The organism is Bacillus sp. FJAT-27916 (assembly GCF_001183965.1).
In the GTDB taxonomy this organism is placed as follows: Bacteria; Bacillota; Bacilli; order Bacillales; family Pradoshiaceae; genus Pradoshia.
In genome coordinates this window covers 1,762,777-1,789,006 of record NZ_LFZV01000001.1, presented here as the reverse complement: position 1 = coordinate 1,789,006, position 26,230 = coordinate 1,762,777, and the positions used below count along the sequence as shown (strand labels likewise).

The 26,230-nt window shown below is 44.0% G+C and carries 24 protein-coding genes and 2 other annotated features; of the genes, 4 read left to right on the top strand and 20 right to left on the bottom strand.

Annotation, left to right across the window (positions count from 1 at the left end; genetic code table 11):
- Positions 1 to 443 precede the first annotated feature (443 nt).
- A complete protein-coding gene (locus AC622_RS08670; RefSeq protein ID WP_049670713.1) occupies positions 444 to 911 on the top strand; it encodes a DUF4188 domain-containing protein in 468 nt (155 codons plus the stop codon).
- Between the two features lie 40 nt (positions 912 to 951).
- Here the strand turns inward: AC622_RS08670 and AC622_RS08665 are convergent, their stop codons facing one another.
- The 6 genes from AC622_RS08665 to helD form a co-directional block, all read right to left on the bottom strand.
- Positions 952 to 1,524 carry an HAD-IA family hydrolase gene (locus AC622_RS08665; RefSeq protein ID WP_049670712.1) on the bottom strand — a complete coding sequence of 191 codons (573 nt, stop codon included), beginning with the start codon at positions 1,522 to 1,524 and terminating at the stop codon, positions 952 to 954.
- 10 nt (positions 1,525 to 1,534) lie between these two features.
- Entirely contained in the window at positions 1,535 to 2,392 is an 858-nt protein-coding gene (locus AC622_RS08660) for a CvfB family protein (RefSeq protein WP_049670711.1), read from the bottom strand.
- Between the two features lie 52 nt (positions 2,393 to 2,444).
- Positions 2,445 to 3,344: a DUF1848 domain-containing protein gene (locus AC622_RS08655; protein ID WP_049670710.1), complete on the bottom strand. Its 900-nt coding sequence runs from the start codon at positions 3,342 to 3,344 to the stop codon at positions 2,445 to 2,447.
- Between the two features lie 24 nt (positions 3,345 to 3,368).
- Positions 3,369 to 4,130, bottom strand: a complete 762-nt coding sequence (locus AC622_RS08650; RefSeq protein WP_049670709.1) for an ABC transporter permease — start codon at positions 4,128 to 4,130, stop codon at positions 3,369 to 3,371.
- A complete protein-coding gene (locus AC622_RS08645) occupies positions 4,127 to 5,029 on the bottom strand; it encodes an ABC transporter ATP-binding protein (RefSeq protein ID WP_049670708.1) in 903 nt (300 codons plus the stop codon). Before AC622_RS08645 ends, AC622_RS08650 begins: the two co-directional genes overlap by 4 nt.
- 137 nt (positions 5,030 to 5,166) lie before the next feature.
- Positions 5,167 to 7,401 (bottom strand): RNA polymerase recycling motor HelD, encoded by a 2,235-nt coding sequence (gene helD / locus AC622_RS08640; RefSeq protein WP_049670707.1) that lies wholly within the window; start codon positions 7,399 to 7,401, stop codon positions 5,167 to 5,169.
- 78 nt (positions 7,402 to 7,479) lie between these two features.
- Between helD and AC622_RS08635 the strand changes: the two genes are divergently transcribed.
- Positions 7,480 to 7,728 (top strand): hypothetical protein, encoded by a 249-nt coding sequence (locus tag AC622_RS08635; protein ID WP_049670706.1) that lies wholly within the window; start codon positions 7,480 to 7,482, stop codon positions 7,726 to 7,728.
- A gap of 60 nt (positions 7,729 to 7,788) precedes the next feature.
- On the opposite strand, the gene AC622_RS08630 is transcribed toward AC622_RS08635, so the two are convergent.
- Positions 7,789 to 9,321, bottom strand: a complete 1,533-nt coding sequence (locus AC622_RS08630) for a hypothetical protein (RefSeq protein WP_049670705.1) — start codon at positions 9,319 to 9,321, stop codon at positions 7,789 to 7,791.
- Between the two features lie 185 nt (positions 9,322 to 9,506).
- Between AC622_RS08630 and AC622_RS08625 the strand changes: the two genes are divergently transcribed.
- Both AC622_RS08625 and AC622_RS08620 read left to right on the top strand, forming a co-directional pair.
- Positions 9,507 to 10,058 (top strand): biotin transporter BioY, encoded by a 552-nt coding sequence (locus AC622_RS08625; protein ID WP_331456705.1) that lies wholly within the window; start codon positions 9,507 to 9,509, stop codon positions 10,056 to 10,058.
- Between the two features lie 99 nt (positions 10,059 to 10,157).
- Complete coding sequence (locus tag AC622_RS08620) at positions 10,158 to 10,859, top strand: type 1 glutamine amidotransferase domain-containing protein (protein ID WP_053103737.1); 702 nt, start codon at positions 10,158 to 10,160, stop codon at positions 10,857 to 10,859.
- Positions 10,860 to 10,949: 90 nt separating this feature from the next.
- Here the strand turns inward: AC622_RS08620 and trhA are convergent, their stop codons facing one another.
- From trhA to sucA, 13 genes are all read right to left on the bottom strand, one after another.
- Positions 10,950 to 11,594: a PAQR family membrane homeostasis protein TrhA gene (gene trhA / locus AC622_RS08615; RefSeq protein WP_049670704.1), complete on the bottom strand. Its 645-nt coding sequence runs from the start codon at positions 11,592 to 11,594 to the stop codon at positions 10,950 to 10,952.
- A 112-nt stretch (positions 11,595 to 11,706) separates the two neighbouring features.
- Positions 11,707 to 13,149 (bottom strand): bifunctional ADP-dependent NAD(P)H-hydrate dehydratase/NAD(P)H-hydrate epimerase, encoded by a 1,443-nt coding sequence (locus AC622_RS08610; protein WP_049670703.1) that lies wholly within the window; start codon positions 13,147 to 13,149, stop codon positions 11,707 to 11,709.
- Positions 13,150 to 13,304: 155 nt separating this feature from the next.
- Positions 13,305 to 13,781 (bottom strand): DinB family protein, encoded by a 477-nt coding sequence (locus tag AC622_RS08605; protein WP_197089918.1) that lies wholly within the window; start codon positions 13,779 to 13,781, stop codon positions 13,305 to 13,307.
- 80 nt (positions 13,782 to 13,861) lie between these two features.
- Positions 13,862 to 14,647, bottom strand: a complete 786-nt coding sequence (gene trpA, locus AC622_RS08600) for a tryptophan synthase subunit alpha (RefSeq protein WP_049670701.1) — start codon at positions 14,645 to 14,647, stop codon at positions 13,862 to 13,864.
- Positions 14,637 to 15,845 (bottom strand): tryptophan synthase subunit beta, encoded by a 1,209-nt coding sequence (trpB, locus tag AC622_RS08595; protein WP_049670700.1) that lies wholly within the window; start codon positions 15,843 to 15,845, stop codon positions 14,637 to 14,639. Before trpB ends, trpA begins: the two co-directional genes overlap by 11 nt.
- Positions 15,845 to 16,462, bottom strand: a complete 618-nt coding sequence (locus tag AC622_RS08590; RefSeq protein WP_082197085.1) for a phosphoribosylanthranilate isomerase — start codon at positions 16,460 to 16,462, stop codon at positions 15,845 to 15,847. The genes trpB and AC622_RS08590 overlap by 1 nt, the downstream gene beginning before the upstream one ends.
- Positions 16,459 to 17,247 carry an indole-3-glycerol phosphate synthase TrpC gene (gene trpC / locus AC622_RS08585; protein ID WP_053103736.1) on the bottom strand — a complete coding sequence of 263 codons (789 nt, stop codon included), beginning with the start codon at positions 17,245 to 17,247 and terminating at the stop codon, positions 16,459 to 16,461. Before trpC ends, AC622_RS08590 begins: the two co-directional genes overlap by 4 nt.
- Positions 17,232 to 18,272 (bottom strand): anthranilate phosphoribosyltransferase, encoded by a 1,041-nt coding sequence (gene trpD, locus AC622_RS08580; RefSeq protein WP_049670698.1) that lies wholly within the window; start codon positions 18,270 to 18,272, stop codon positions 17,232 to 17,234. Before trpD ends, trpC begins: the two co-directional genes overlap by 16 nt.
- Positions 18,265 to 18,858, bottom strand: coding sequence for an anthranilate synthase component II (locus tag AC622_RS08575; RefSeq protein ID WP_049670697.1), 594 nt, complete (start codon positions 18,856 to 18,858; stop codon positions 18,265 to 18,267). The genes trpD and AC622_RS08575 overlap by 8 nt, the downstream gene beginning before the upstream one ends.
- The gene (locus AC622_RS08570) at positions 18,839 to 20,227 is read right to left on the bottom strand and encodes an anthranilate synthase component I family protein (protein ID WP_049670696.1); all 1,389 of its coding nucleotides are present in this window, start codon (positions 20,225 to 20,227) and stop codon (positions 18,839 to 18,841) included. The genes AC622_RS08575 and AC622_RS08570 overlap by 20 nt, the downstream gene beginning before the upstream one ends.
- Before the next feature lie 50 nt (positions 20,228 to 20,277).
- Positions 20,278 to 20,503: a binding site (T-box leader), on the bottom strand.
- Positions 20,504 to 20,544: 41 nt separating this feature from the next.
- Positions 20,545 to 20,797, bottom strand: a binding site (T-box leader).
- A 190-nt stretch (positions 20,798 to 20,987) separates the two neighbouring features.
- Positions 20,988 to 21,626, bottom strand: coding sequence for a Type 1 glutamine amidotransferase-like domain-containing protein (locus tag AC622_RS08565; RefSeq protein ID WP_231589496.1), 639 nt, complete (start codon positions 21,624 to 21,626; stop codon positions 20,988 to 20,990).
- 91 nt (positions 21,627 to 21,717) lie between these two features.
- Positions 21,718 to 22,962 (bottom strand): 2-oxoglutarate dehydrogenase complex dihydrolipoyllysine-residue succinyltransferase, encoded by a 1,245-nt coding sequence (gene odhB / locus AC622_RS08560; RefSeq protein WP_049670695.1) that lies wholly within the window; start codon positions 22,960 to 22,962, stop codon positions 21,718 to 21,720.
- A gap of 15 nt (positions 22,963 to 22,977) precedes the next feature.
- Positions 22,978 to 25,824, bottom strand: coding sequence for a 2-oxoglutarate dehydrogenase E1 component (gene sucA, locus AC622_RS08555; RefSeq protein WP_049670694.1), 2,847 nt, complete (start codon positions 25,822 to 25,824; stop codon positions 22,978 to 22,980).
- Positions 25,825 to 26,230: the final 406 nt, after the last annotated feature.

Here is a 26,230-nt window from a genome sequence, read left to right as displayed (position 1 = left end):
TTTCAGCCAATGATAAACCCGAATGATTAAACGATAAAGGAATGAATTCTATCGTCTAATTATTCGGGTCTTTATGTTTTCCATACATAAGTTGTTTGTGGACTTCTATTATTCGTGACTAGTAGAATGAAGCGAAATGCACTCGACTCCTGCGGGAAGTAGAGGAAAGGTTGAGCCCCAACAGGTGTAAGCGCCGAGGGGGCTCAAGCTTCATCCCCGCGGAAAGCGGGTGCCTTTTTTGTATTTCCAGATGCTATTGAATAGGAAGAATAAGATACCATCATTCGCTTTTGAGAATCATTTATTTAGTTTTGTCCCCACCTCGTTTTAATTTCTGGAAACCTTTTGTCCCAGCCTCATTTTTATTTTCATTAGAAGGATATTCTGTTTATTCCCTTACAGTGTTAGAATGAATATAAGGTAAAAACTGGAGGAGTGGATATTTGAAAAAGATATTTGCTGGTCGCTATGTGACAGATGCCAAAACGGATTTTGTCCTCTTAATCATTGGGATGCGAGTTAACAATCTTCTTGCTTTTCGCAAATGGATTCCTGTTGCCAAAGCGATGGGTCCAATGATTAAGGAACTATATCAAAACCCTGAACTTGGATTTATCCACACGGAGGTTTCATTAAGCTGGAGGGGAGTCACCCTCATCCAGTATTGGAGAAGCTTCGAGGACCTTGAAGCCTATGCACATGGAAGGATTCACATGAGGGCTTGGACAAGATTTAACAAGAAAACAAAAGGGAATGATGCGGTCGGTATCTTTCATGAAACCTATCGGATTGAAAAAGGATCTACCGAGGGTATTTACGTAAACATGCCAAAAACCGGCCTTGCCCATGTTACCACCCATGAACCAGTGACGAAAGAAATGAACACCTCCCGTATGCGTTTGATGAAATAAGCAAAAAGGGAATCCCAAAATACATAGGACTCCCTTTCATTCATTTCTTAATATTGGGCACCTTCTCAAAAAACTCCCGGTAATCATCCACATAGTAATCCGCCTCAGCAGAATGATTCTGAAACAGGCACGTTTGAATACCCAGCATCTTGGCGGGAATGATATCAAGCTCCCGGTCCCCGACTGCCAGGTCAAGCCCATATTTCTCATGCAAATATCGATAGCTCGCCGGGTCAGGCTTCCTCGGATACCCATCATCAATGGCGACAATCTCCGTAAAATAACGGCTTAGACCATTTGCCTCTAGAATAGCTCTTGCAAGCGCCCGCTCCTTATGAGTCATAATCACATTCACATCAGCCGCTGCAAGTACCTCGCAGAGACCCGGAAAAGGCTTAAAGTCTTCGGGTTCAAGTTCACGCTCCAGCTGTTTCACTCGCTTGATTTCCTCATCCGATAAACCAAGCTCCTTGAAGGCATGGCCAAAGGAGACCTTCAAGAGGGCAAAGATTTCTTCATCAGAAAGGCCGCACTGAACGGCCTCCTTGACCATTTTTGTATAGGCCGGATACGTATCCATCAAAGTACCATCAAAATCCCATAATATGTTCATGCGGTTTCTCCTATTTCTTGACCGTCGTCCACCCGTCGGCCTGCGTCACTTTTCCTTCTTTCATTAATCGGCCTAAAGCACGCTTAAATGCCGCCTTGCTCATGCCAAATCGCTTCTGAATATCCTCTGGGTCAGATTTATCCCAATAAGGCATGCTGCCTCCACGGCTCTCAAGATACGTAAGAATTCCCTCTGCATCTTCATCTAAACGTTCATGTGTTCGAGGAAGAAGGGAACCATTTAAGCTGCCGTCCTCCTTCACGCCGATTACACGGCCTTTCACAAGCTCGCCAAGACGAGGCTCGACAGAACGCTCGCTTTCATGAATGAAGCAGCGATAGCCCTCTGTTGTCAGGATGAATGTCCCAACCCTAAGGAGACGATAGGCACGCCCTTCAAATTCCTTGTTCATGAGAGATTCTGGAGCTGGTTTGCTTAACTCCTGGACCACTGTTTCTGTCGCAAGACGGCCGAACATACGGCCGCGGCTGTCGACCATCAGCGTGACATACAGCTGATCGCCCACCTCCGGCCAAATTCGTTTAATCCGAGGAAGGTCATCGGAGGAAATCAATAAGTCCTTTTGAAGACCGATATCTAAGAATACCCCATGACTCGGGTGGACATCTACGACAGGTGCCCAGCCATATTCCCCTTCCATGATAGACGGGAGATTCATCGAAGCAGTCAAACGGCCATCCTTATCATTGAATAAGAATACTTCAATTTGCTGGCCAATTTCGATTTCTCCGACAATCTCATTTGTATGGAGCAAGACATCCTCTTCCCCATTTGAAAGGAAATAACCAAATGTCACTTCCCTTTCTACTGTTAATATTGCTTTCATTCCTGGTTGTAATTGATTCATTAACCTTCACCGCTTCCTTAAATTCAAAAATCGTTTATTTCATTATTATTCCCTATTCTCCGGTCAAATAAGGACTCATAGGATCATGTTTTTTTCGGTTTGCTTGGACAAGCTTATCACTTCTAACCGCATAGCAATACGGACAGCCGAATGGACAAGTGTCATAGCTTCCCATATCAATTGACTCTGCGCAGCCGCATTCTGCCCGCTGGTATTTATCCTTTTTAACCGGCAATGAATGATTCAGTACCTTTTCAATATAAGCTTGATCGATACAAGCCCCATGCATAATCCCATACTTCTCCAGATTTACCTGCTCCGAGCAGGTCGTAATGGACATTCCATTCTCTTGTGCAATGCTGGATAAGCCCTTCACTAAATCGGTCAGTTTCTCTGTTTGATCTGGATAAAGCCAATCAAAGAGCACATACCCCTTCTCTGTTTCCAAACGGGCTAGTCTTCCTTTTGTTTTGGCGTAAAAATCCATAAAACTGATTACGACCCTGCTTGTCTGTCCATTCAGTTCTTTGGCGATATGGGAAAACCGTTCCAAATGATAGCAGGCATCCGTTTGATTACTAAGGATGATTGGGTCATATCTCCACACCATATGCTCAGGGCCAAGCACATCAGCCAGGCGCCTAAAGGTGTCGATCCGATAAGATAAGCTTGGGACTCCCGGCTCTAACGCATCCGGATAGTCATTTAAGGTATAATGCATAATAGACTTATACCCTTTATCCAAGAGCTCAGGCAGATAACGAAGAATGGGCCTCGGATTCTTTGACCAGAATACGATTGCATCCACATGATCTGCAGCCAAGGAAACCTTCTTTATCTGCTTTCGATTATACGGATTGACCTTCATGAAGGAACCTGCCCTGATTCGATTTATGAACCACTCAGCATAAAACGCCGGAATATCAGTACGCCTGCTTGCGCTAATGATCATCTTATTTCTCCCCTTGTCTTTATCTTAAACGGAAATATCTCTTTTGACAAAGAACCACCATGCCACACCGTAAAAGAAACAAAAATGAAGCCCTAATATGACTATGGAAAACAAGAAGCTCATCTCATCATAAACAGGTCTGTTCCCGAAGAAATATTGATCAAGCTTCGTATTCTCAAACAATAGAATCATTCCAGCCTTCCATTCAAGAAGACGAAACACCTCAGTCACCAATTTTCCGCCAAGTAAGGCAGCCATGCCAACTCCGATGGAAAAGGCCCCATTCTTAAAGACTGCCGATACCATATACGTAAATGTCACGATCAGCATCGATTCCGTAAAGGCTATCACGTATTTGAGCATAATCCCTTTGAACAGATAACCGCTTACCGAGAATCCTTCAAACCCAAACAAAAGGCCGCCAATAACCGCCGATACGGCAAATGCGAGAATAAAGAGATAGAACAGATAGAGGATGACTGTGAGCCATTTCGAGAGCAATAGAGCCGAGCGCGAAATAGGCCGTATCACAATCAGCTTGATGGTTCCATATTGAAACTCATTTGAGAGAATGGTGCCCGCAGCTCCAATCCCCATAAAGGCAATAATGATCAGTATGTTTGCTGTAATAGACATGTAGTTTAACATATTTCCATTGTTAGCTCGCACTATATCTGAAAAAAATAAAGCAAGAATACACATCACGACCGGCATAATCAGAAAAGAAAGCTGAACAAACCGGTTCCTCGCCATCCGATAATGCTCATTGATTAGCATCGATATCATGATGGTTTCCTCCCTTCACTAACGGATTGGAGAAACACTTGTTCAAGTCCTTGATTTTCAAATGCTAAATGAAAGACATCTATCCCCTCTTGAACGAGCAGCGCATTGACAGCGGGGACTTGGCTCTTATCGACTGCAAGCCGAATCCAGCCATTGTCATTAGAGATAACGGCATAGCGCTCACTCAATAGCATTGCTGCCTTGTCCGGCTCACTCGTCTCAATTACGAGCACCTCTTCTTGTACTGTTTCTCTTATATCCACTATTCGTCCATCCTTCATAATAGCAATTCGGTCACAAAGCATTTCCACTTCCGATAGCAAATGTGTAGAAAGAAAGATGGCTGTTCCCTCTTCACGGGCAAGGCGCAGCAAATGCTGGCGCAAGTCATGCATACCGGTCGGGTCAAGCCCATTAGTCGGCTCATCTAATATAAGCAATCTTGGTTTATGTAGAATAGCTTGTCCGATTCCAAGCCGCTGCTTCATGCCTAGCGAGTATGAAGCAACCTTATCGTGAATGCTGTCTTCGAGCTGAATAAGCTCCACTACCTCTTGAATGCGTTCCTTCGTGATTCCGGTATATAGGTTGGCTACGAGCCGGAGATTCTGCCAGCCTGTCAACTCTAGATAGAAGGCAGGGTTCTCAATGACCGCACCAATTTCCCTAATCGCTGATAGATAGGATTTCTGGATATCAGAGCCCAACACTCGGATGGCTCCTCCCGAATGCTTCATCAACCCGCAAATCATCCGAATTAAGGTGGTCTTTCCGGCACCGTTCGGACCTAATAGCCCAAATATTTCCCCTTCCCGAACATCTAAGTTGATGTTTTCAAGAATGGTCCGGCTGCCGATTTTTTTGTCAACCCCGTTTATTTCAAGCACGGATTGTGCCATGTTCATTCCTCCTTCTTCAACAACCCATTTTACACTATTTGTTTCATGGATAATACGAATTTTTCTCAAAACCAAGTATCTGTCTAATCAGCACCAATAAAAAAAAAGGAACGTTAAACGTTCCTTCATTAAGGTCCTCATGATAGGACAAATGCCCTTTCCTCTTTACTCATCAAATGGAGTCTATGCATGGCCCTTGTCATGGTTACATACAGCAATTTTAGATCAGTTTCATTTTGTTCATGATATCTTTCATCATGACTAAAGGCGATTACACAGTCAAATTCCAGTCCTTTGGCCAGATAGGAGGGAAGGATGATAAGCTTTCCCTTTGGAATGGACATTTTTTCTTCCAAAAGGCTTACAGCAAAGTTTCTCTTTCGGAGAATTTGATAGGCTAACTTGGCATCCTTTGCTGTTTTGGTAATGATGGCAAAGGTGTGAAAGCCTTCCTCCCTCCATTTTACCGTTTGTGCTTTTACAGCCTCAGCCCACTGTTCTCCCTTTTCAAAGGAAAAGTATTGTGGTGCTTCTCCATGCCGCACGATCGGCTCAACGATAGGAAAATCATAGGGGAGCTTTTCGAGCAGCCTATTCGCCTCATTCATAATCTCAATCGTTGTCCTGTAGCTTTTCTTCAGCTCCTTATAGCTTGCCCGCGGGAAGATCTTCTCGGCTACTTCCTGCCAGCTCGTAATCGAACGATAAGAATGAATCCCTTGCGCGAGATCACCTACTAAGGTGAACATATCCGTTTCAAGAGCAGTCTTTAAAGCAGAGATCTGCAGGAAGCTATAATCCTGAGCCTCATCAATAACAACATTCTTTGCCTTCTGTCCAGGCTGAATGCCATAAAGCTTTGCATGGAGGTAGAGAAGCGGTCCAACGTCTTCTGCCTCATATTTCTTTTTGGCAAAAATCTTTTGGCTGTAGGTGCATAAGTCAGCTGCATCCGTTTCTGACAGCATCCCTTGGGCGTAATCACAAAGTCTTTCGGGTGAAGTGAATAATTGCTTGTAGTGTGTAAAGGTATCATGCTTCTTAATGGATTTCATATAACGGGTTGCAGCCGTTCTCATCTCCGCTTTTATATGGTTCAGGCGGAGATCCTTTCGCTTAAGCACCTCTGAAATATAGGCTTTCCTCTTCTCCTCGGCTCCTTTGAAATTTAACCCCTTCTCCATCTTCGCATCATAATGGGCGATGATTTTCTTCAGCATCACGTCCTTATGACTCTTCACCTGCTGCTGCAGGACCCTCTTAATCTTATCTAATCGTTTATAAAGCGGGAGATACGTATATTCCTGTGTCAGCAAATGGTTTAGTTGACTAGCCTGATAAAGCTTGAATGAATCAACCTTGAAATCTTCATGGAAATACAGACCGCTTTTGATTTCCTCAAAATAATGATCTAATATCCGCTGAAAGAGCTCGCTCCCCTTCAGACCGGCAAGCCTTGCTGCCGCACTTTCCCCGCCTAAGACCTCGATCAATTTACGGTCTTCAACGAGAGGGATTTTCTTGCCGATAGCCTCCTCGACATATTGGGCATAGGTCGCCTGCCTCACGCGCTCAGCTCCAAGCTCCGGCAAGGCTTCTTGGATATAATCCATAAATAGGGCAGTTGGGGTCAAGATTAATAAATCTGCCGGATTGAACTGATCTTTATAATGGTAAAGGAAGTAGGATATACGGTGAAGGGCGATCGTTGTTTTTCCGCTTCCTGCTGCTCCTTGGACGATGACCGGTTTATTAAGATCCGCACGGATAATTTCATTTTGCTCCTCCTGGATAGTTGCGACAATCTCCGTAAGCCTGCTCACCGAACTCTTAGCCAATGTTTCCTGCAGCAATTCATCAACCGTCGTCAAATCAATATCGCGCAGGTCTGTGAGCTCGCCGTCTTCAATCATCAGCTGTCGCTTCAGTGTAATCTCACCATCATACGCTTCACCCTCTGAAGTATACGATACATGTCCAAGTCTGCCGTCATAGTACAAATTGGCAATCGGTGAACGCCAGTCAATAATGAGCTGTTCTTGATTATCCCGCTGAAACAAGGAAGTCTTGCCGATATATAATCGTTCCGATACTCCAGAATCAGCGGGCGTGAAATCAACGCGGGCAAAATACGGCTTAGGCAAAGCTCGCTTCAAGCTTTCCCACTCATCATTCGACATTTGATAAAAAGCGGCGGTCGTTAACAGCTGTCCATATTCCGTGTTTTCTTCCCAATCTGTATCCTCAAAGGTTTCCTTCATTTTTTGCAAGAACTGCTCCTTGCTTGTTCTGGCCGTATCAATCACAACTCTCATGTATTGTTTGATAAATTCCAGTCTTTCCTTTTCAAGCTGAAAGGCTGACTCTTCCACAGTAAATCCCCCTTTTTGACCTCCTGATGCGAATAAAGTTCCCTCATCCATCCGATACTGTTTGCTGGAGGTGGAAAAATGAATCGAACACAAATAGAAGCCATATTCATTGAAAATGGCCTATCGTCCCTTTATAAAGCATATGAGTATCCATTATATCTCCACGGACTCATAGATCACAACGAATTTACCCAACAACTAGACTCATTCCTATCCTGGTATGATTTCCCCGATTCCCATTTGCCATTCGATACCTTCCTCTATCATTACCGAATATTCAGTCATATGCTGAAGCAAAAGGAATGGGCCGATTTCGTTGGCTTCTGAGCCATAAATAAAAGCCAGACATCCTTCTTCTAGATGGAGAAGGAATGTCCGGCAGGCGAATCAAATGAGATATGGACCATAAAGTCCCGTCATCATGACGATATTCAACCCGATATAATAGGAAATACCCGCATACAGTCCCATATCCTTATTGGTTACCAATTTATAAATTCCATAGGAAACGGCACTGATGACTAACGGCCAAATCACCATACTATTCGGGAATGTCAAATAGTCAGGTGCCATCGAGAATAAGCTGTCCGACAATACACTGTTAAAAACATATAAGACGGTTCCAACATAGAGAAGGATGCCCACCGGCTCTATCCAGCCTTTATGATTTTCAAATTCTTCCTTACGTAAAAACATCATAATTGTGTAGAAAATCAATGAAGGAATAACCCATATCATCCCAAAGAAAAGCATGATAAGGCTGCTGAAAACACCACTGATGAAGTCATATAGGGCCATACGGTAATCCTCTTTCGTCTTCACCATGGAAGATTCGACATACCCATTCCCATTAAAGGTGCCATAGGTTTGATATTGCTTTCCGCCATAGGTTTGCCAAAGAATATGGTTTTCTCCCGCCCACATTGGGCTTAAGCTCGTATCGGATGAGGTGCTTCTTCTAAAACCTACCCACTCTCCGTCCTGCTTTGTGTTAGCGAAGTAGACATTATAGCCGGATTTTTTCCCCTCTCTTTGCCCTTCAGATACAAATAGCAGCTCCAGTTTTCCATCCAGATAACGCATATTGAAATAGCGCGGATTAGCTAATCGTGCACCATTGCTTCCATCTGTGAAAAGCATCCATTCATCCCCATTCACCTTAAAATCCTTCGGGTTAAAGGTAATGAGATTAGCGTTATTTGTTCGTTCTCCTTGCGACATCTTAAATGTTTCAATTAAGATGGATGCTTCCTGACCATTAGAATCATAGAGGATATTTTCTATAGTCGCGTTGTTTGATGAAGACCAAGCATACAGCTCGTTCAGTTCTTTCCCTTCCATTAAATAGAATTGAATATCAAGCGGAGTCGGGTTGGTTGCAACTAAAATACTTCCATCCCCATCAGCGGATTTAACATGACTGATTGGGTCCTTTACAGTCACTAATACACTACTTTTTTGTTTACCTGTTTCATAGAGATAAATCTCTTTTTCGTTCCAATAGAGAATGTTTTCATTCGTCGGATAAAAGGAGTGAACCTCCTCATCAATGAGGGTTGACTTCCCATTTTCATATAATTGCAATTTCTTGTCCTGTAAATAGAAGAAGCGCTGTCCATCTCCCCAAACCGGTGTGTCGACATCAATACTAACCGGAATCACGGTTTCTTTGATTGTCTTATAGTTCTGATCTGTTATCGTATACCTAACTTGATCATCACTCGGCAAGTACATATGAATCTCTTTATTCTTAGTAAAGCTGTATTGCTGCATCGGGTATTTAGAAGCCCCCTCTACCTTGGAGGCACGGCCCCACCCTTCATCTGGCAAGGTAACCGCTAAATTAACATTATAAAAGTAATACAAGCCAAAAAGAGCCAACAGAATGACTATTGGCAGCACCTTTGCCTTTTTATTCAACACTTTCCCCCCCTAATGACTATTGATTCTATTTCTCACTAGACCCCAACTGATTATAGCACAATTGTTAATAAATGTATGTAATTTTTAAAATATTCAAATCATTACAAAAGACTATTCACAAAAGGGTTTTTGTGTTAACTTATAATCAATATTAGTTAACTTATTTATTGAGGAGGAAAAAAGTGCGCCGTTCAAAAACAAAAAATATGATGATAATCGCGATGTATGCGGCTATTCTCTCTATTTTGGCTCAGGTCACAATCCCGCTTCCGCTTATTCCCATCACTGGACAGACGTTAGCAGTCGGACTTATTGCTACCATCATTGGTTCCCGGTTTAGTACATATACCGTCCTCATCTATCTTGCACTAGGGACCATTGGAATTCCTGTCTTTTCAGGATTTACCAGCGGCCTTGGTGTTCTATTCGGACCGACGGGAGGTTATTTATTCGGCTTCATCCCCGCCGCTTTCCTGACTGGTTATTGGTTAGAGAAGAGAGGGTTCACGATTACTCAAGCCATCATAGCCAATTTAATTGGTATGATTGTCACATTGATCTTTGGGGCTCTTTGGCTGAAAACAGCCGCTTCATTATCCTGGAATGCGGCTTTACTAACGGGTATTACACCGTTTGTCCCAGTTGGCATTCTTAAAGCCATGATGGCTGCCTACTTAGGAATCTTAATTCGAAAAAGACTGTTTTCTACCAGACTTCTGCCAGCTGCCCAGTAAACATGCCGTGTACGGACCTATTACGAGAGAGAAAAAAAGGCAAAAATCGTGGAAATATGATAAAATGTCATTTTATCTCACCGTAAAGGAGGTTCTGAATTGAAAAAGAAAGTATTGGCAATTGTCACAAGCCACGGAACGATGAAAAAGGATACAGATAAAACCGGGTTATGGTTCAGTGAACTCGTGCATTTCTATGATGTCGTAAGAGTCGCTGGGTTCCCGATTGATATAGTGAGCATCAATGGAGGCAAGGTGCCGATTGACCCAAAAAGCCTGCTTCCGGTCATCATGGACCAAACATCAAAAACCTATCATCTCGACCCTTATTTCATCAGTAAGCTTGATCACTCATTGCCACTTGAAGAGATCAATGGACAGGATTATGATTGTGTCTTCTTTGCCGGAGGTCATGGTACCCTATGGGATTTCCCTGAATCAAAGAAAATCCAAGAAATTACGGCCGCAATCTATGAAAATGGCGGTCTCGTAACAGCTGTCTGCCATGGACCTGCAGCATTCCTTCGCACGCGCTTATCAGATGGCACCCACCTTCTTGAGAATGTCGAAGTGACCGGGTATTCAAATATAGAAGAAAAACTGATATTCCAAGGGGGAAAAATTCCTTTTTATCTTGAGGATGAACTGCGGTCTGTCGCAAAGTCCTATAAGAAATCAACGATTCCTTTCACCAGTCATGTGGTGGAGGACAAACGAATCATCACCGGACAAAATCCGCAAAGTGCGCGGGCAGTGGGCGAGAAAACCTTAAAAATCCTGCAAGCGCATGTATATCAATAAGAGTTCTGTCAAAGACCGTTCGATAAAAAAGCCGATTCACTCCTCCTGCTGCTTCGTCAGGAAGGTCTGAATCGGCTTTCTTTATATTGATTATAGGGGCAAAATATATAGGAAAATGGATAGAAAATGGAGAATGGAGGCAACAAGCACCATTAAATGCCATACAGCATGATGATACGGAAAACCTCTCCATACGTAGAAAATAGACCCTAATGTGTATAAAAGCCCCCCATAAATAAGCATCTGCAGCCCCATCGGCGGCACCGCTTGTGAAAGGGGCTCCCACGCTACCACAATCATCCATCCCATGACAATATAAATTAAGGTGGAAATGATCATTAATTTCCTTAAGAAAAACGCCTTAAAGATAATGCCCAAAACGGCTAATCCCCATACAAGAGCCAGCAGCGTATATCCCGTCTTGCCGCCTATGGCAATTACCGCATAGGGTGTGTAGGTACCTGCAATAAACAAGTAGATGGATGTATGGTCAAATAACTCCAAGACCATTTTCGTCTTTCCTTCAGGAAATGCATGACATAATGTCGAAAAGGTAAATAGCATCAGCATGGAAATTCCATATATCAGGACAATCGCGAGCCTGCCAGTTGCTCCGTTTACGACAGTATTCGTAATCATGAGCACTAAAGCTGCAATGGAAAGTCCAACTCCTATCCCGTGTGTAATGGCATTCACTACTTCTTCTTTCTTCGTATACGTATAGACACGATCCATGACATGGCTCCCTTCATGTTTTCTAAGTCTATTCCCGTTTATGAGTTTTTTTAGCATCAAATCATTCATTTTTTTCAAAATTTGATGTGATTCAACAAAATCTTTTGTAGACCTACTCTAGGTCTAACCTCCGAAGCAGCTCAGGCCATATTCGCATAATATCCGATGCCAGCATAGCACTCGGTGCATGATTCTCACTATAAAGCTCTGCTGTCTTCCCATGAAGATAAACACCATTCATAATGGCTGCTTTCCGGTACCCTTGAGTTAGGAGCCCTAGCAGGATTCCTGTTAAGGTATCCCCTGTCCCGCCTTTGGATAATCCCCTGTTTCCTGTAATATTTACATAGCCAGTTCCGTCGGGAAAAGCAATAACCGTATTCACTCCTTTCAGCACGACTGTTACCTGATGTTTGACCGCATAATCGCTTGCTGTCTGAATCCGGTTCTCATTCACTTCCACGGCGGTTTTCCCTGCTATCCTTGCCATTTCTCCTGGGTGTGGTGTCAAAATAATAGGACCCTTCCGCTGTTTTGGATAGCTGCGCTCTGAGAGGGCTCCTGCGTCTAGGATAAGCGGATAATCTGTTTCATTAAGATAGGCAGCAATCAGCTCCTCTAGTGATTCATCAGGATTGATGCCTGGTCCAATGGCCACAGCTGTATACTTCTGCGTTAAATCCTGCTGCCAGTTTGATTTCGAACGATCTACATATGTAGCCTCAGGCAGGGAAATGGTGCATTTATGCGCTACTTCTTCCTCTGTTGCAATCACAAGCTTTCCGATTCCTGCACGCATAGCCCCTGTTCCAGCGAGCAAAGCACAGCCAGGCATCTGCCTGCTTCCAGCAATCAGCAATCCAGTCCCGAACGTTCCTTTATGTGGATTTTCCTCCTCGACATGCCATGTTACCCTTACATCATCCTCCGTCCAAATCCGGAATCTCGCCTGCGAAGGAAGCCCAATATCCACAATATGCAATTCGCCATAATAGGTGCTTGACGGATACAAGAAAGCAGATGGTTTAGCCCCATGAAGACAGAAGGTGTGATCCGCCTTAAAGGCTGCCTGTACTCTTCCATAGTCTGCTTCTGTTCCAGAGGGAACGTCGATCGCCATCTTTAAGGCCTTGGAGTCCATCCATTGCTGGTGCAATCGATTCATCTCCTCCGTGAAAGGCGGCCTGAATCCTATTCCAAATAGACCATCTATTAAGACGTCATAATTCCCGTCCAACTGGCTTGAATAAGCATATCCCAAGCTTTGATAATAGGCCAAATGATCATGAGCCACTTGTGTAGACGGAATACCTAATGGGAAAATCAGCTCTGCCTTAAACCCGTGGTTCTTCAAAAGGCGTGCAAGGACAATTCCATCGCCTCCATTATTCCCGCTGCCTGCGAGAATACCGATTCTCTGTTCCTTATCTAGAAGCTTCTTCATTCCCTCAAACAGAGCATGTCCGGAATTCTCCATTAAGGTATTGATAGATAATCCGTTTGCATCTGCTGTTTGGTCACTATCCCTTATCTCCCTTGCAAAATAGATATTCATAATGAGCAAACCTCCTTTGAAATTATTATACAATAATAACTATTATTAGTCTGAAAATTTTGTTTGTTTTCGAAACAACCTTTTATATATCCCCTGCATATCCATAAAAAAAGCATTCAGATTATGGATTCTGAATGCCTTTATATCCTTAATAATTAACGGCTCTCCACTGTAATCAATCTTTTGATGGATTGGATCTGCCCAAGATGCATGGCTTCATGATGCAGGATCAAATGGAATAATTCTTCCCGGTCTTCAATCTTCAGGCTCGGAATAGGACTTGAAATCTTTTCGCTCCAAAATTCTTTCGGTAAGTCCTCAATCCTTCTTTCCTGTGTCTCTAATTGTTTTATCAGTTCCTCTAGGGAAGGAGCACTTCTCTGCCATCTTGAAGGAGCTGTCCCACTCTCAAAAAAGCTTGCATACAACTTAGGAACAGGAGAGCTTCCCTCTGGATATCCAAATAGAAAACTCTCTGCGCTGACTAAAAGATGACCCAGCTGCCACCTGATAGTATTAGAGAATCCCTCTGGTTGAAAATCCGCTTCAGGTTCCGATAAATCACTCACAACCTCTTTCAATTTATTACGTGTCAGATAAAATTGACTTTTCATTCCGGCTGTTTTCATCATATTCCCTCCCGATGCAACTGAATAGTCCACATATGTGGCCATGTTCATTCATACCCGCTAACAGCTTTTGGAAAACAACATCAGACTTTAGTTGAGGACAGCTTCAATCCTGCAACAAATGTTCCAATCCCTTCTCTGTCTTGATGATGCAGGGCATCCACGATTTTCGAACCGACAATGACCCCGTCACAAAAGGTCAGCAGGGCATTAGCCGTCTGCGGATTGGAAATTCCGAACCCTGCATAAACAGGTGTGTCAGTCATTTCCTTCAGCCTCTCGACTCTTTCTCGTAAATAGTTCTGTTCGAGCTCAGCCTTCTCCCCTGTCACACCATTTACGGTAACGGCATATAAGAACCCCTCAGCCATGCTGCTTAAAGCCTGCAATCGTTCCATTGATGCCGTCAGCGGTACTAACCGGATCAAGACGATGCCCGTATCATTTAGCGGCTCCTTAAAGAGTGCTTCCTCCTCCAGCGGGACATCCGGTATTATACAGCCTGAAATCCTGGCATTCGCAGCCTCCCTTGCAAAGTGTTCCGGCCCCATTTGCATGATTGGATTGGCATAGGTCATGATAATGAGCGGAACTGAAAATTCATGCTTAGAGAGTTCTGATAAGACGCCTCTTAAGTCCACTCCTGCCTTGAGCGCACGCAGGCCAGCTTCCTGAATACTTGGACCATCAGCTACGGGGTCAGAGAAAGGTATCCCAATTTCAACTGCCGCTGCACCAATTCCTTCCAGATAACGAATCGTTTCAGACAGCTGTTCTAAGCCGCCGTCTCCTGCCATGATATATGGGATAAAACCTTTGTCTCCGTTATCTTTCCGTTTTTGTAATTGGTCAGTCAGTTTATTGCTCATTCTCTTCCCCTCCCAGTTCTTTTATGACCGTATCCATATCTTTATCTCCCCGACCTGACAGGCAGACAATGACAGATTGCTCATGGCTCATCTGCGGGGCTCTTTTCATCACCTCAGCAATCGCATGAGAGCTCTCGAGTGCTGGAAGGATTCCTTCCTTGGAAGTGAGAAGCATGAACGCCTCCAATGCTTCATGATCTGTAATGGATGTATATTCTACCCTGCCTATATCCTTTAAGTAGCAATGCTCTGGTCCGACACCTGGATAGTCAAGTCCTGCAGAGATTGAATGGGCTTCTTGTATTTGACCACTATCATCCTGAAGTAAATACATATAGGCCCCATGAAGAATCCCCTTTTTTCCCTTCGTGATGGATGCTGCATGATAATCCGTATCCACACCCTTGCCAGCCGCCTCGACGCCAATCAGCTCGACCGTCTTATCCGGCAAGAAATGATAAAACATCCCCATCGCATTGCTTCCACCGCCAATACAGGCCACCACCGCATCAGGCAATGTCCCGGCAAGTCTAAGCATCTGCTCCCTTGCCTCCTTACTAATTACACTCTGGAAATCACGTACAATTAATGGGAAAGGATGCGGGCCAAGGACCGACCCCATTAAATAATGGGTATCCTCAATATGAACCACCCAATAACGCAAGGCTTCATTGACCGCGTCCTTCAATGTTTTACTTCCTGATGTAACCGGCACGACCGTTGCCCCAAGCAGCTCCATCCTGATAACGTTTTGCTTTTGCCTTGCAATATCCTTTTCCCCCATAAAAATGATTGGCTCAAGACCTAGTAAAGCACAGACAGAAGCTGTCGCTACCCCATGCTGGCCGGCACCTGTCTCTGCCACGACCTTTTTCTTGCCCATCTTCTTCGCCAGGAGTGCCTGGCCGAGTGTGTTATTGATTTTGTGTGCGCCCGTATGGTTTAAATCCTCTCTCTTCAAATAAATTCTTGCTCCTCCTAAATGCTCTGTTAAGTTCTTCGCATAATAGAGCGGTGTTTCCCGGCCGACATAATTCTTCAATAAGGATTGATATTCACTTTGAAAATCATCACTCATTCCAATTCTCTCATAGGCTTCCTCTAGCTCCATTAGGGCTGGCATCAAGGTCTCCGGGACAAATTTGCCCCCGTACTCGCCATATCTTCCGTTATTGGTTTGTTCTGCTTGCACTGTCATTACACCATCTCCTCCCTCTTTACTGCATCGATAAACGCCTTCATTAAGGCTGGATTCTTTGCTCCGCCTGTTTCTACCCCGCTTGAGACATCCACCATATAGGGATGAACGATTTGCATGGCATCCCCTACATTTGCTGCGTTTAAACCGCCTGCCAAAATTACCTTATCGTCTCCAAGGCCAATACCGCGAACCTGCCTCCAGTCAAAGGCAATCCCCATTCCGCCCCTTGCCTTCCCACCACCTGTATCCAGAAGATAATAATCTGCCTTTCCATACTTTTGGAGGAAAACATTCTCTCCTGCAATGACCGGTATGGAACGAATGATGGGCAAACCGATGATTTCATAATCAGCGGTGTATTCGTCTCCATGTAATTGAATGGCATCGAGTCCGCAGAACCCGGCAATCTCATTCACCATGAGCGGATGCTCATTGACGAAAACGCCCACCTTCAGACACTCTTTTGGGACATTCTCCGTTATGGCCCGAACATCCGCCGGTGTGATGCGCCTTTTACTGTCAGCGAATACAAACCCCAATGCATCAGCTCCCAGTCTGACAGCAGTTTGAGCATCTTCACCTGTTTGAATGCCGCAAATCTTCACGTTCATCATAAGGGCCTTCTTTCAATTTGGCCGATCTCGGCCAGAAACTCTTCTGGACGGGGATGTTTCATGCAAGCTTCTCCGATTAAGACGGCATCCACACCTGCTGCGGCAACCCGCTCACAATCCTCCCTGCTCTTAATGCCGCTCTCACTGACAACAATTATTGATGGGTCTGTAATCAGGCGCATGAGCGATTCCGTTGTGGAGAGATTGGTTGAAAACTCATGCAGATTCCGGTTATTGATTCCAATTAAATCAGGCTTCAAGGTCATGGCTGCCTCTAAATCCTTTTCATCATGAATCTCTAACAAGACCTCTAGACCGAGCCTGCGGGCGTGATTATATAAAATAACAAGCTTATCCTGATCAAGTATTCGGACAATAAGGAGAATGATTCCTGCTCCTGCCTGATAAGCCTGATTGATCTGCCTTTCCTCAATAATGAAGTCCTTGCATAGGACTGGCAGATTCACTTCCTTTGCCACCTTTTGCAAATCACTCATATGCCCATTGAAATAAAGTTCATCTGTAAGAACAGAGATGCCGTCCGCTCCGCCCTGAGCATATTTATTCGCCATAAAAACCGGCTCAACTGAGTGATTGATTGCTCCAAGGGAGGGAGAGGAACGTTTGAATTCCGCCAGGATTCCAAGAGTATGCTTATTGCGGACCCGTTCTGTGAAGCTGTTCATCGGCCGCTCCCTTCTCTGGGACAATCCTAATGTCTCTAGCTGCCCATCAGCCAAGTATTCCTTTTTGCTTTCGACGATTTTCGTTAAATAATCTGACATTCGTCTTCCTCCATTCTTGTGCCATACTGCTTTAATGCCTCGTATTTCCGCAGCGTTTCTCCTGAATCAATCAACTTCCCTGCCACATGAATTCCTTCGGCAAATGATGCCGCCTTCTCTGCCACATAAAGACCAATGGCGGCATTCAGGAGGACTGCATCCCTGTAAGCACTCCGCTCTCCCTTCAGCAAATGGATGAGAATTTCTGCATTCTCTTTAGGACCACCGCCTTTAAGAGCTTCATTCGCAATCACAGGCAAGCCAACTTGCTCAGGATGAAGATGAATTCGGCGCATACTCCCTCTATCAATCAAGACAATCACATTATCTCCGCTGAGAGATGCTTCATCCATCCCTCCCGCGCCATGAATAACAGCTGCCCTCTTCCTTCCGGCTTTCACTAAAGTCCGCCCATATACCTCAAGCAAACTTTCGTCATAAATACCGACCACCTGATAGTCAAGCGGGACCGGATTCGTCAATGGTCCAATGACATTAAAAACAGTTGGGATCTTCAACTGCTTTCTAACAGCAGCAACATTCTTTAATCCTGGGTGAATATGCCCGGCATTCAGAAATACGAGATTATGCTCCTCCAATTGTCTTCTTGCCTCGGCCTCATCATTCAATGTATTGATCCCAAGTGACTGCAGCACATCCATGCTTCCTGATCTGCTAGTCATATTCCGGTTTCCGTTTTTAGCCATCTTGATGCCTGCACTTGCAAGGAGAAAGGCTGCTGCAGTGCTAATATTAAAGCTATTGCTATGGTCGCCTCCTGTCCCGCAATTGTCCATTGCCCCATGAATATCGGCCAGCTTATGGCTCGATGCTTTGCGGATAGTCTCAGATATGACATATAAATCCTCTTCATCTGCTTGATGGCTTGGATGATTCATTCCCATAAGAAAGGCAGCGATTTCCGCCTCTGAACACGCAGATGTCATGAGCGCCTTGACCGCCTCCTCCAGCGTTTCTCCCCGAACCCTTTCTCCTCTGCTCAACACTCGTAGATATTCATGCATATATAACCCTCTCCTTTTGATTTAATGAAAGAAAATTCATTAATAGCTTTTTGCCAATCGGTGTACCAATTGATTCAGGATGAAACTGCACTCCATAAAGCGGATACTCTTTATGCTGGATTCCCATGATTTCCTGATCATCCTCTGAAACAGCTGTTTGTTCAAAGCATTCCGGAAGGCTTCCACGCTTAATGACGAGCGAATGGTATCTCATCGCCTCAAAGCTTGGTTCTATGCCTTTAAAAATACCGCAGGATTGATGAATCATCCTCGAGCACTTTCCATGCTTTATTTGCCTTGCCCTTGTGATCGTCGCCCCGAAAAGCTGTCCAATCAGCTGATGCCCAAGACAAACGCCGAGAATGGGAACATCCTCATAAAAGGCATTAACCACCTCTGCACAGATTCCGCTGTCCTCCGGTCTGCCAGGACCTGGTGAAAGAATAATGGCATCTGGTCTCATTAATGCTGCCTCATGAACTGAAAGGGCATTATTCCTTCTCACTACTACTTCTTCTCCCAGTTCGAGACAAAGCTGATACAGGTTATACGTAAACGAATCAACATTATCGATCAGTAAAATCATTTAAAGCAACCTCCTTTAAACCTGCTTTATGAAGCGTTTCATACCATTCATTTTCTGGAATGGAATCATGAACGATTCCCGCCCCAGATTGGCGATGGATTCTTCCATCCTTTACGACCGCCATCCGAATAGCGAGAGCCAAATCCATTCTGCCTTCAAAGGAAATAAATCCGACACCTCCGCCATATGCCCCTCTTTTCTCCTGCTCATGCGCCGAGATAAGCTCCATTGCCTTGATCTTCGGCGCACCTGAGACCGTTCCCGCAGGCAGACAGGCTTTCACAGCATCTAACGGGTGAATTGTATCTGCCATCGTACCCGTAATCTCTGAAACTAAGTGAATGACATTCTTATATTTCTCAATCTGCATGAAACGGTGAAGCCTAATGCTCTCTTTTCGGCAAATCCTGCCAAGGTCATTTCTAGCCAAATCAACAAGCATCAAATGCTCCGCCTTTTCCTTTTCATCAGAGAGCAGCTCCTCTATCAGCTGTTCATCCTCTCTTAGTGAACTTCCTCTCCTCCGGGTCCCCGCAATTGGATTGGAATGGATAACCCCTTGATCAACGGCAAGCAGTCGTTCAGGTGAACAGCCAAAAACCTCGCAATCCTCGAAGGGAAGATAAAAGCTGAAGGAGGTTGACTGCTGTTCTTTCATCTCCCTAAAGCAGGCCAGGCTTGAACCATGAAAAACTCCCGTCCACCTTTGGGATAGCACAGCTTGAAAGATGTCGCCCTCCCTGATGTGATTTTTAATCGATTCGACCGCTTTCATAAAGGAGGCTTTCGTTGAGTTGCTGGTTAATGAACCAATCGAATAAGCGGCTTTCTCTTTCTCTCGCTCTCCAGCACAAGCTTGATCAAGCACACTTGCCATCTGTTCCTCCGCTTCCTCCGGTGAAATAGAGCTGCCGTACTGAATATGAATCTGCTGACACTCTTCTTCGTCTTTACCGCTGAACACGATATAATCTGAATGAAATAGCAGATGCAGATCATTCATACCCAGCGGGTCATCAGCCGGTATCTCTAAGTCCTCAAATTGAAAGGAGTAGGAATATCCGAAGTAGCCAATCGCCCCTCCTGCAAATGGAAGGGAGGATACTTCCTCACCTTGACTCGTCAGCCAGCTCTTCATATAGTCTTGGGCATCCTCCGAAATGATTTCCGTCGCCCCCTTAGACTTAACGGTTAAAATACCATCCCTTTGGACCACTTCAGCGTGCACATTAAAGGCAAGAATCCGCAGCCTTCCATGTTCAAGCGTCGGAAACTCTAATATGGCAACGTCCTTCATCCTTTCAAGCGCATAGGCTTTCTGTCTTTCTTCTCCTGAAATCATTCGTTTAAATACTTGCCGCTCCCTCATTCCTAATCTCCTCCAAATAAAAAATCCTCCATAAGCATAGAAACATGCTTATGGAGGACGTATGATCGTGGTGCCACCCCCGTTAGGACTCTATTCAGGTACGGAAAAATAGTTCGATACCCTATCCTTTTAACGGCGGAAACCCGGATTTCCCTACTGACGGTTCAAGAAATCACTCGAAAGCCCATTCACGGAAAGCCAGCATGCCGGTTCTCACCATTCCCGGCTCTCTGATATGCATCACTTACCGCTACTCCTCTTTCTTAACGTGTTAATCTTATTTAATTGTATACAAAAAGGGTCTTCCATCCTTATCAGATAAGGACGGAAGACCCGCGGTGCCACCTTAATTGATTGTCAAAAAGAACAATCCACTTTGAGACAGCTAGCTTCAACTGTCTGGCATTATATAACGGCTGCCACCACCGTTCAGGGCATACTAATCCACTAAATAAATGTTCTGCCTGAAAGCTCAGAAGTCCATTCACCAAAGAATTCGTACCGGTTCCCACCAGCCACCGGCTCTCTAAAACTCCTTCAAGGGCTACTCCTCTTCTTCAACGCCAATAATCTTATTCAACAAATATAACGTTGGAATATATCCAATAACATCCATTGGTTTGATTTATCATAATTTAATTATTCTGAATTGTCAACCGATATTTTCAAAAATAATCCATCTAATCTTTTTAAATACTCATAATGAATTGACAAAACAGAGGACTCTCTCTTTATTCTGAAATGGTACGTATAAAAGGTCTTAAGTTTCCAATAGAATGAATTGGTCATCTTTCATTCTATGAATCACACAATTATTAACAACCTCGAACTCGCATAATCTTTCTTCTATGGTTTTACCTGTGCTGTCTTTAAAAATGTCCTCTCTATTGTAGTGAGGAAACACCATAAGTTCTACCAGGTTTAAACCGGTTAAATCTTCAAGGTTTACGTTATTCATTTCTGGCGTGAAAAATTGTACAATATGAATATTTGGTCCTAAAACGATAGCACCAGCACTGACACCAACAAATATTATATTTTGTTGGGATAAACGCCTAAAGATTTCTTCGGAACCGCTTCTTTTAATATGGAGTAATAAATGAAATGGATTTCCACCATTTATATAGATTACATCACAATTTAAAAGGACCTTTGGATCATCGTACTCTAAATCAAGAAAATTAATGAAGTTAAACCCCATATCTCTGAAATCATTGTATGCTTTTTGAACATATTTATTTTGTTCTTTTATCGGTGAGGCAGTTGTAATGATTGAAACCCTTAATTCACTTATTTTCCCACCAACTTCTTTTAGGAAAGTTGCTTTCATCTCATCAGTATGAAAACCATTAGAAGTTAAGAATAATTTCCCAACAATGATTACCTCCCCTCTATCCAATTAGTTGTCAGCCATTTTAACATGTTATCTAGGTAACGAAAACAGTAAAAAAAGAACAGCCATCAAAATGGCTGTTCTCTCCTTCATATAATCAACCTTCAAGCAATAAGCTTTCAGGATCTTCTACTAATTTCTTGATATTGGCTAAGAAGCTAACCGCTTCTGCTCCATCAACGATTCGGTGGTCATAGGAAAGGGCAATGTACATCATTGGACGATTTTCAATAGTTGTCTCGTCAATCGCAATTGGACGTAGCTTGATGCCATGCATTCCTAGGATACCGACCTGTGTACCATTTAAGATTGGTGTAGACATAAGTGATCCGAATACACCGCCGTTTGTGATGGTGAATGTGCCGCCTTGCAAATCTTGAAGGGCCAATTTATTATCGCGGGCCTTCTTCGCAAGGGTACCGATTTCTTTTTCGATTTCAGCGAAATTCATACGGTCTGCATCTCTTACGACTGGTACAACCAATCCTTCTGGCGCAGATACCGCGACACCGATATCATAATATTTCTTGATAAGCAGCTCATCCCCTTGGATTTCCGCATTTAGCATCGGGAATTTCTTCAATGAGCCGACAACTGCTTTTGTAAAGAACGACATGAATCCAAGCTTCACATCATTTTCTTTCAAGAAGGCATCCTTCCGCTTATTACGCAGGTTCATGATATTCGTCATGTCCACTTCATTGAAGGTAGTCAGCATCGCTGTATTGTGTTGAACCTCAACCAATCGTTTAGCGATTGTTTGACGTCTTCTAGACATTTTCACGCGCTCTTCCGGTTTTCCGGATGGAGCCGGTTTTGCCTCTGGTGCTTTTTTCGGTTCTGGTTTTGCGGCCTTCGGAGCTTGCGCTTTATTTGGATCAAAGGATTCCACATCTTGCTTGCGCACACGTCCAAGCGGATCAACCGTTGGTACTTCAGATAGATCAATGCCTTTTTCACGCGCTAGTTTTCGGGCAGAAGGAGAAGCGACAGGCTGCTGGCCTTTTTTCACTTCCTGCTCAGGTGCTGGTTTACTTTGCTGTTCTTCTTGAGGTGCTTCTGCTTGTTTTGGTTCTTCCTTCTTCGGTGCAGGGGCACTTCCGCCGCCCTCTCCGTCTACAATGGCAATGGCTTCACCTACTAATACAGTGTCACCTTCCTCTTTTAATTGTTCCTTTAACACACCTGCATACTCAGAGATGATTTCCACATTTACTTTATCTGTTTCGAGTTCAACAATATAATCCCCTTTTTCAACTGTGTCACCCGGTTGTTTAAGCCACTGGGCTATTGTTCCCTCTGTAATTGATTCTGCCAATTCTGGTACGATAACTTCTGCCATTTTCTTTTTCCTCCTCTATTCGCGTGTAAGTGCACTTGTGATGATACGATTTTGAGCTTTTTTATGAATCGTTGGATCTCCCTCTGCTGGAGATGAACGTCTTCTTCTTCCGATATAATCCACTGTTACCCCTTCAGGTGCTGCCGCAATTAAACGCGGTTCAACAAATGTCCAGGCACCCATATTCTTCGGTTCCTCTTGTACCCACATGATTTCTTTCAAATTAGGGTAGGAATCGAACAACTCTTTCACACCCGCAAATGGGAATGGATAAATCTCTTCGATTCTGACAATATGGAGCCAGTCCATATCTTCTTTTCCTTCGACTGCCTGTGCAAGATCAATCGCCATCTTACCAGTTGCACATAGGATTCTCTCAACAGCTTTTTTGTTTTTGCCGAGGCCGGGCTGCTCGATAAAGGATTTGAATTCTCCTTCACTGAACTCCTGCGGCTCACTCGCCACAACTTGATTTCTAAGTAAGCTCTTAGGTGTCATTAAGACGAGTGGACGAACCTCTTCCTTGCCTAGAATAGAAGCTTGTCTTCTTAAAATATGGAAATATTGAGCCGCACTGCTCAAATTCGCTACAGTCCAGTTATTTTCTGCCGCTAGAGACAGGAAACGTTCCAAACGAGCACTGGAGTGTTCTGGTCCTTGTCCCTCATATCCATGCGGAAGTAGCATGACAAGACCGGACTTTTGTCCCCATTTCGCCCTGCCGGCTGCGATGAACTGGTCAAAGAATACTTGAGCCGTATTGGCAAAGTCTCCATATTGTGCTTCCCAGAGAACAAGCGTGTCTTGAGAATACACATTGTAGCCGTATTCAAAGCCAATAACCGCTGCCTCAGATAATGGACTGTTATGGATCGCAAAGGATGCTTTCGCTCCTTCAAGCGTATGAAGAGGCGAGAATGTTTCACCTGTTTCAGAGTCATGCAGCACCAGGTTTCTATGGGCGAATGTTCCACGCTCTGAATCCTGTCCAGTCAGCCTGATTGGCGTACCATCCTTGATAATAGAAGCAAACGCAAGCGCCTCTGCCAATGCCCAATCCACTTTATTGCCCTCGTTTAAGGCATCGCTTCTTCTCATCAAAATTTTATCGAGCTTTTTGAAGACAGTGAAATTGTCTGGACGTTTAAGCAAATCTTGATTAATCTTTTGCAATTCACCCAGCTCTACCTTCGTCTCAACCTTTGGAATACCTGATTCAATAATCTTCGGTACATCTGCATCCTCTAGATTTGCATCCTGCTTCTCGCCGACTTGATTATAATAATCCTTCAGCATAGCCGCATGCTCATCCGCAAGGCGCTGCGCCTCTTCCTTCGTGATGACACCTTCTTCAACTAACCGCTCTGCATATACCTCCCGAGGAGTTGGGTGGGCATGCACAAGCTTGTACATTTCTGGATTGGTTGTCATCGGCTCATCCATTTCGTTATGGCCAAATCGTCTGTAGCCAATTAAATCAATTAGGAAGTCCTTTTTGAACTTCTCTCTATACTCATACGCCACAAGAGCTGCTGCAAGGACCGCCTCCGGATCATCGGCATTGACATGAATGATTGGAATTTCGAATCCTTTTGCAAGATCTGATGAATACCTTGTTGAACGGGAATCTCTGCTCTCTGTCGTGAAGCCAATCATATTGTTCGCAATGATATGAATCGTTCCGCCTGTTTGATAGCCATTCAGCTGACTTAAGTTAAGCGCCTCTGCCACAACACCCTGACCTGGGAATGCCGCATCCCCGTGAATAATGATTGCCATGCTCGCATTAGGATCATGAACCGGATAGCCGCTCTTCGCACGGTCATCCTGAGCTGCTCTTGTGAAACCATTGACAATCGGATTCACGAACTCAAGATGACTAGGGTTGTTCGCAAGGGAAATAACCGCTTCTCTTGTATCCTCTTCCTTAATTTTCCTATCAGCACCAAGATGGTATTTCACATCACCTGTCCAGCCAAAGGTAACCCCAATGGAACCTTCGGAAGGAACAAGCTCTTTATTTGGTGCATGCTGAAACTCAGAGAAAATGTTTTTGTACGGTTTACCCAACACATGGGCAAGCACATTCAATCTTCCTCTGTGAGCCATTCCGATATTAATAGACTTCGTTCCGCCTCGAACCGATTTAGACACGATTTCATCTAAAAGAGGCACAAGGGAATCAACACCCTCTATAGAGAAACGCTTCTGGCCGACAAACGTCTTATGAAGGAACTTCTCAAATCCATCCACTTCTGTCAAACGTTTCAGGATTCTCTTCTTCTTCTGATCCGGAAGCTTAAACCCTGAAGCCGTACTTTCTACCATCTGCGTAAGCCATTTCTTTTCATCGAGGTCATGCACATGATCCAATTCAAATGCAATCGTCCTCGTATAAAGCATTTTCAAATATTCAATAGCTTCATAGCCATTAGTCAATTTTTTTGGAATAAATTCGCTGATTATCGACGCTGGCATCGCTTTCAAATCTTTGGTCGTTAAACCGTACTGTTTCAAGTCAAGATCGATGCCGTTTCGTTCCTTTTGATATAAAGGATAAATGTTCGCGGCCAAATGACCATTCGTGCGAATATCCTCTGCCAGCTTTACCGCTTGTGCAACCTTATAAAGAAAATCAGAAGCACCAAACCCCTTCGCAGTAAACGCTTGATTGCTGCTCTCCCTTACTTGACCAGCTTCCTCAACGACCGGAGGCCCCCACTGCTCAAATAAACTCGCTAATTCCGGATCCACCGAAGCCGGATCCGTTTCGAAAACTTCGTACATTTCCTGAACATATCCCAAGTTAGGACCTTGGAAATCGAGCCAAGGGTTTGTCGTATCAGGTGTATTAGGTTTCATCGAGAAATCCCCCTGTTATCCTTTGTTTTGCTTTAAACTTTCGACCAAAATACTATATTATAATAATCTTTATCCAAAAGTCGGAAGGATAAAACATTTCCGACATTATTCTACCATGATTTGGCTCTAAGACTCAAAGGTTTGAACTTAAAATTGAAAAAATTATGAACTTTATTGATTAAAAGAATGATATTGAAGTAATAATGAATAGCAATTCAGTTTTATAGGGGCGGAAAGGTAGGTTTTTGAGTGAGATCGGGCTGGTGGATTGATGAGTGTGATTACCTATTGTATACCTAATGATTACCTTTTGTATCTGTTATTTGGGAAAAGAGTGGGCCTTCTCTGACGATGCCCCCCTGTCCCTTCCCTCTCAGCTCTGCTTACTCTCAACAACCAGAAACGT

Excerpts from the sequence above, each read along its gene's own strand:
- AC622_RS08665 (WP_049670712.1), bottom strand. The coding sequence starts at position 1,524 with ATGAACATATTATGGGATTTTGATGGTACTTTGATGGATACGTATCCG.
- AC622_RS08660 (WP_049670711.1), bottom strand. The coding sequence starts at position 2,392 with ATGAATCAATTACAACCAGGAATGAAAGCAATATTAACAGTAGAAAGG.
- AC622_RS08655 (WP_049670710.1), bottom strand. The coding sequence starts at position 3,344 with ATGATCATTAGCGCAAGCAGGCGTACTGATATTCCGGCGTTTTATGCT.
- AC622_RS08650 (WP_049670709.1), bottom strand. The coding sequence starts at position 4,130 with ATGATATCGATGCTAATCAATGAGCATTATCGGATGGCGAGGAACCGG.
- AC622_RS08645 (WP_049670708.1), bottom strand. The coding sequence starts at position 5,029 with ATGGCACAATCCGTGCTTGAAATAAACGGGGTTGACAAAAAAATCGGC.
- AC622_RS08635 (WP_049670706.1), top strand. The coding sequence starts at position 7,480 with ATGAATCGAACACAAATAGAAGCCATATTCATTGAAAATGGCCTATCG.
- trhA (WP_049670704.1), bottom strand. The coding sequence starts at position 11,594 with ATGGATCGTGTCTATACGTATACGAAGAAAGAAGAAGTAGTGAATGCC.
- AC622_RS08610 (WP_049670703.1), bottom strand. The coding sequence starts at position 13,149 with ATGAATATCTATTTTGCAAGGGAGATAAGGGATAGTGACCAAACAGCA.
- AC622_RS08605 (WP_197089918.1), bottom strand. The coding sequence starts at position 13,781 with ATGATGAAAACAGCCGGAATGAAAAGTCAATTTTATCTGACACGTAAT.
- trpA (WP_049670701.1), bottom strand. The coding sequence starts at position 14,647 with ATGAGCAATAAACTGACTGACCAATTACAAAAACGGAAAGATAACGGA.
- trpB (WP_049670700.1), bottom strand. The coding sequence starts at position 15,845 with ATGACAGTGCAAGCAGAACAAACCAATAACGGAAGATATGGCGAGTAC.
- AC622_RS08590 (WP_082197085.1), bottom strand. The coding sequence starts at position 16,462 with ATGATGAACGTGAAGATTTGCGGCATTCAAACAGGTGAAGATGCTCAA.
- trpC (WP_053103736.1), bottom strand. The coding sequence starts at position 17,247 with ATGTCAGATTATTTAACGAAAATCGTCGAAAGCAAAAAGGAATACTTG.
- trpD (WP_049670698.1), bottom strand. The coding sequence starts at position 18,272 with ATGCATGAATATCTACGAGTGTTGAGCAGAGGAGAAAGGGTTCGGGGA.
- AC622_RS08575 (WP_049670697.1), bottom strand. The coding sequence starts at position 18,858 with ATGATTTTACTGATCGATAATGTTGATTCGTTTACGTATAACCTGTAT.
- AC622_RS08570 (WP_049670696.1), bottom strand. The coding sequence starts at position 20,227 with ATGAGGGAGCGGCAAGTATTTAAACGAATGATTTCAGGAGAAGAAAGA.
- odhB (WP_049670695.1), bottom strand. The coding sequence starts at position 22,962 with ATGGCAGAAGTTATCGTACCAGAATTGGCAGAATCAATTACAGAGGGA.
- sucA (WP_049670694.1), bottom strand. The coding sequence starts at position 25,824 with ATGAAACCTAATACACCTGATACGACAAACCCTTGGCTCGATTTCCAA.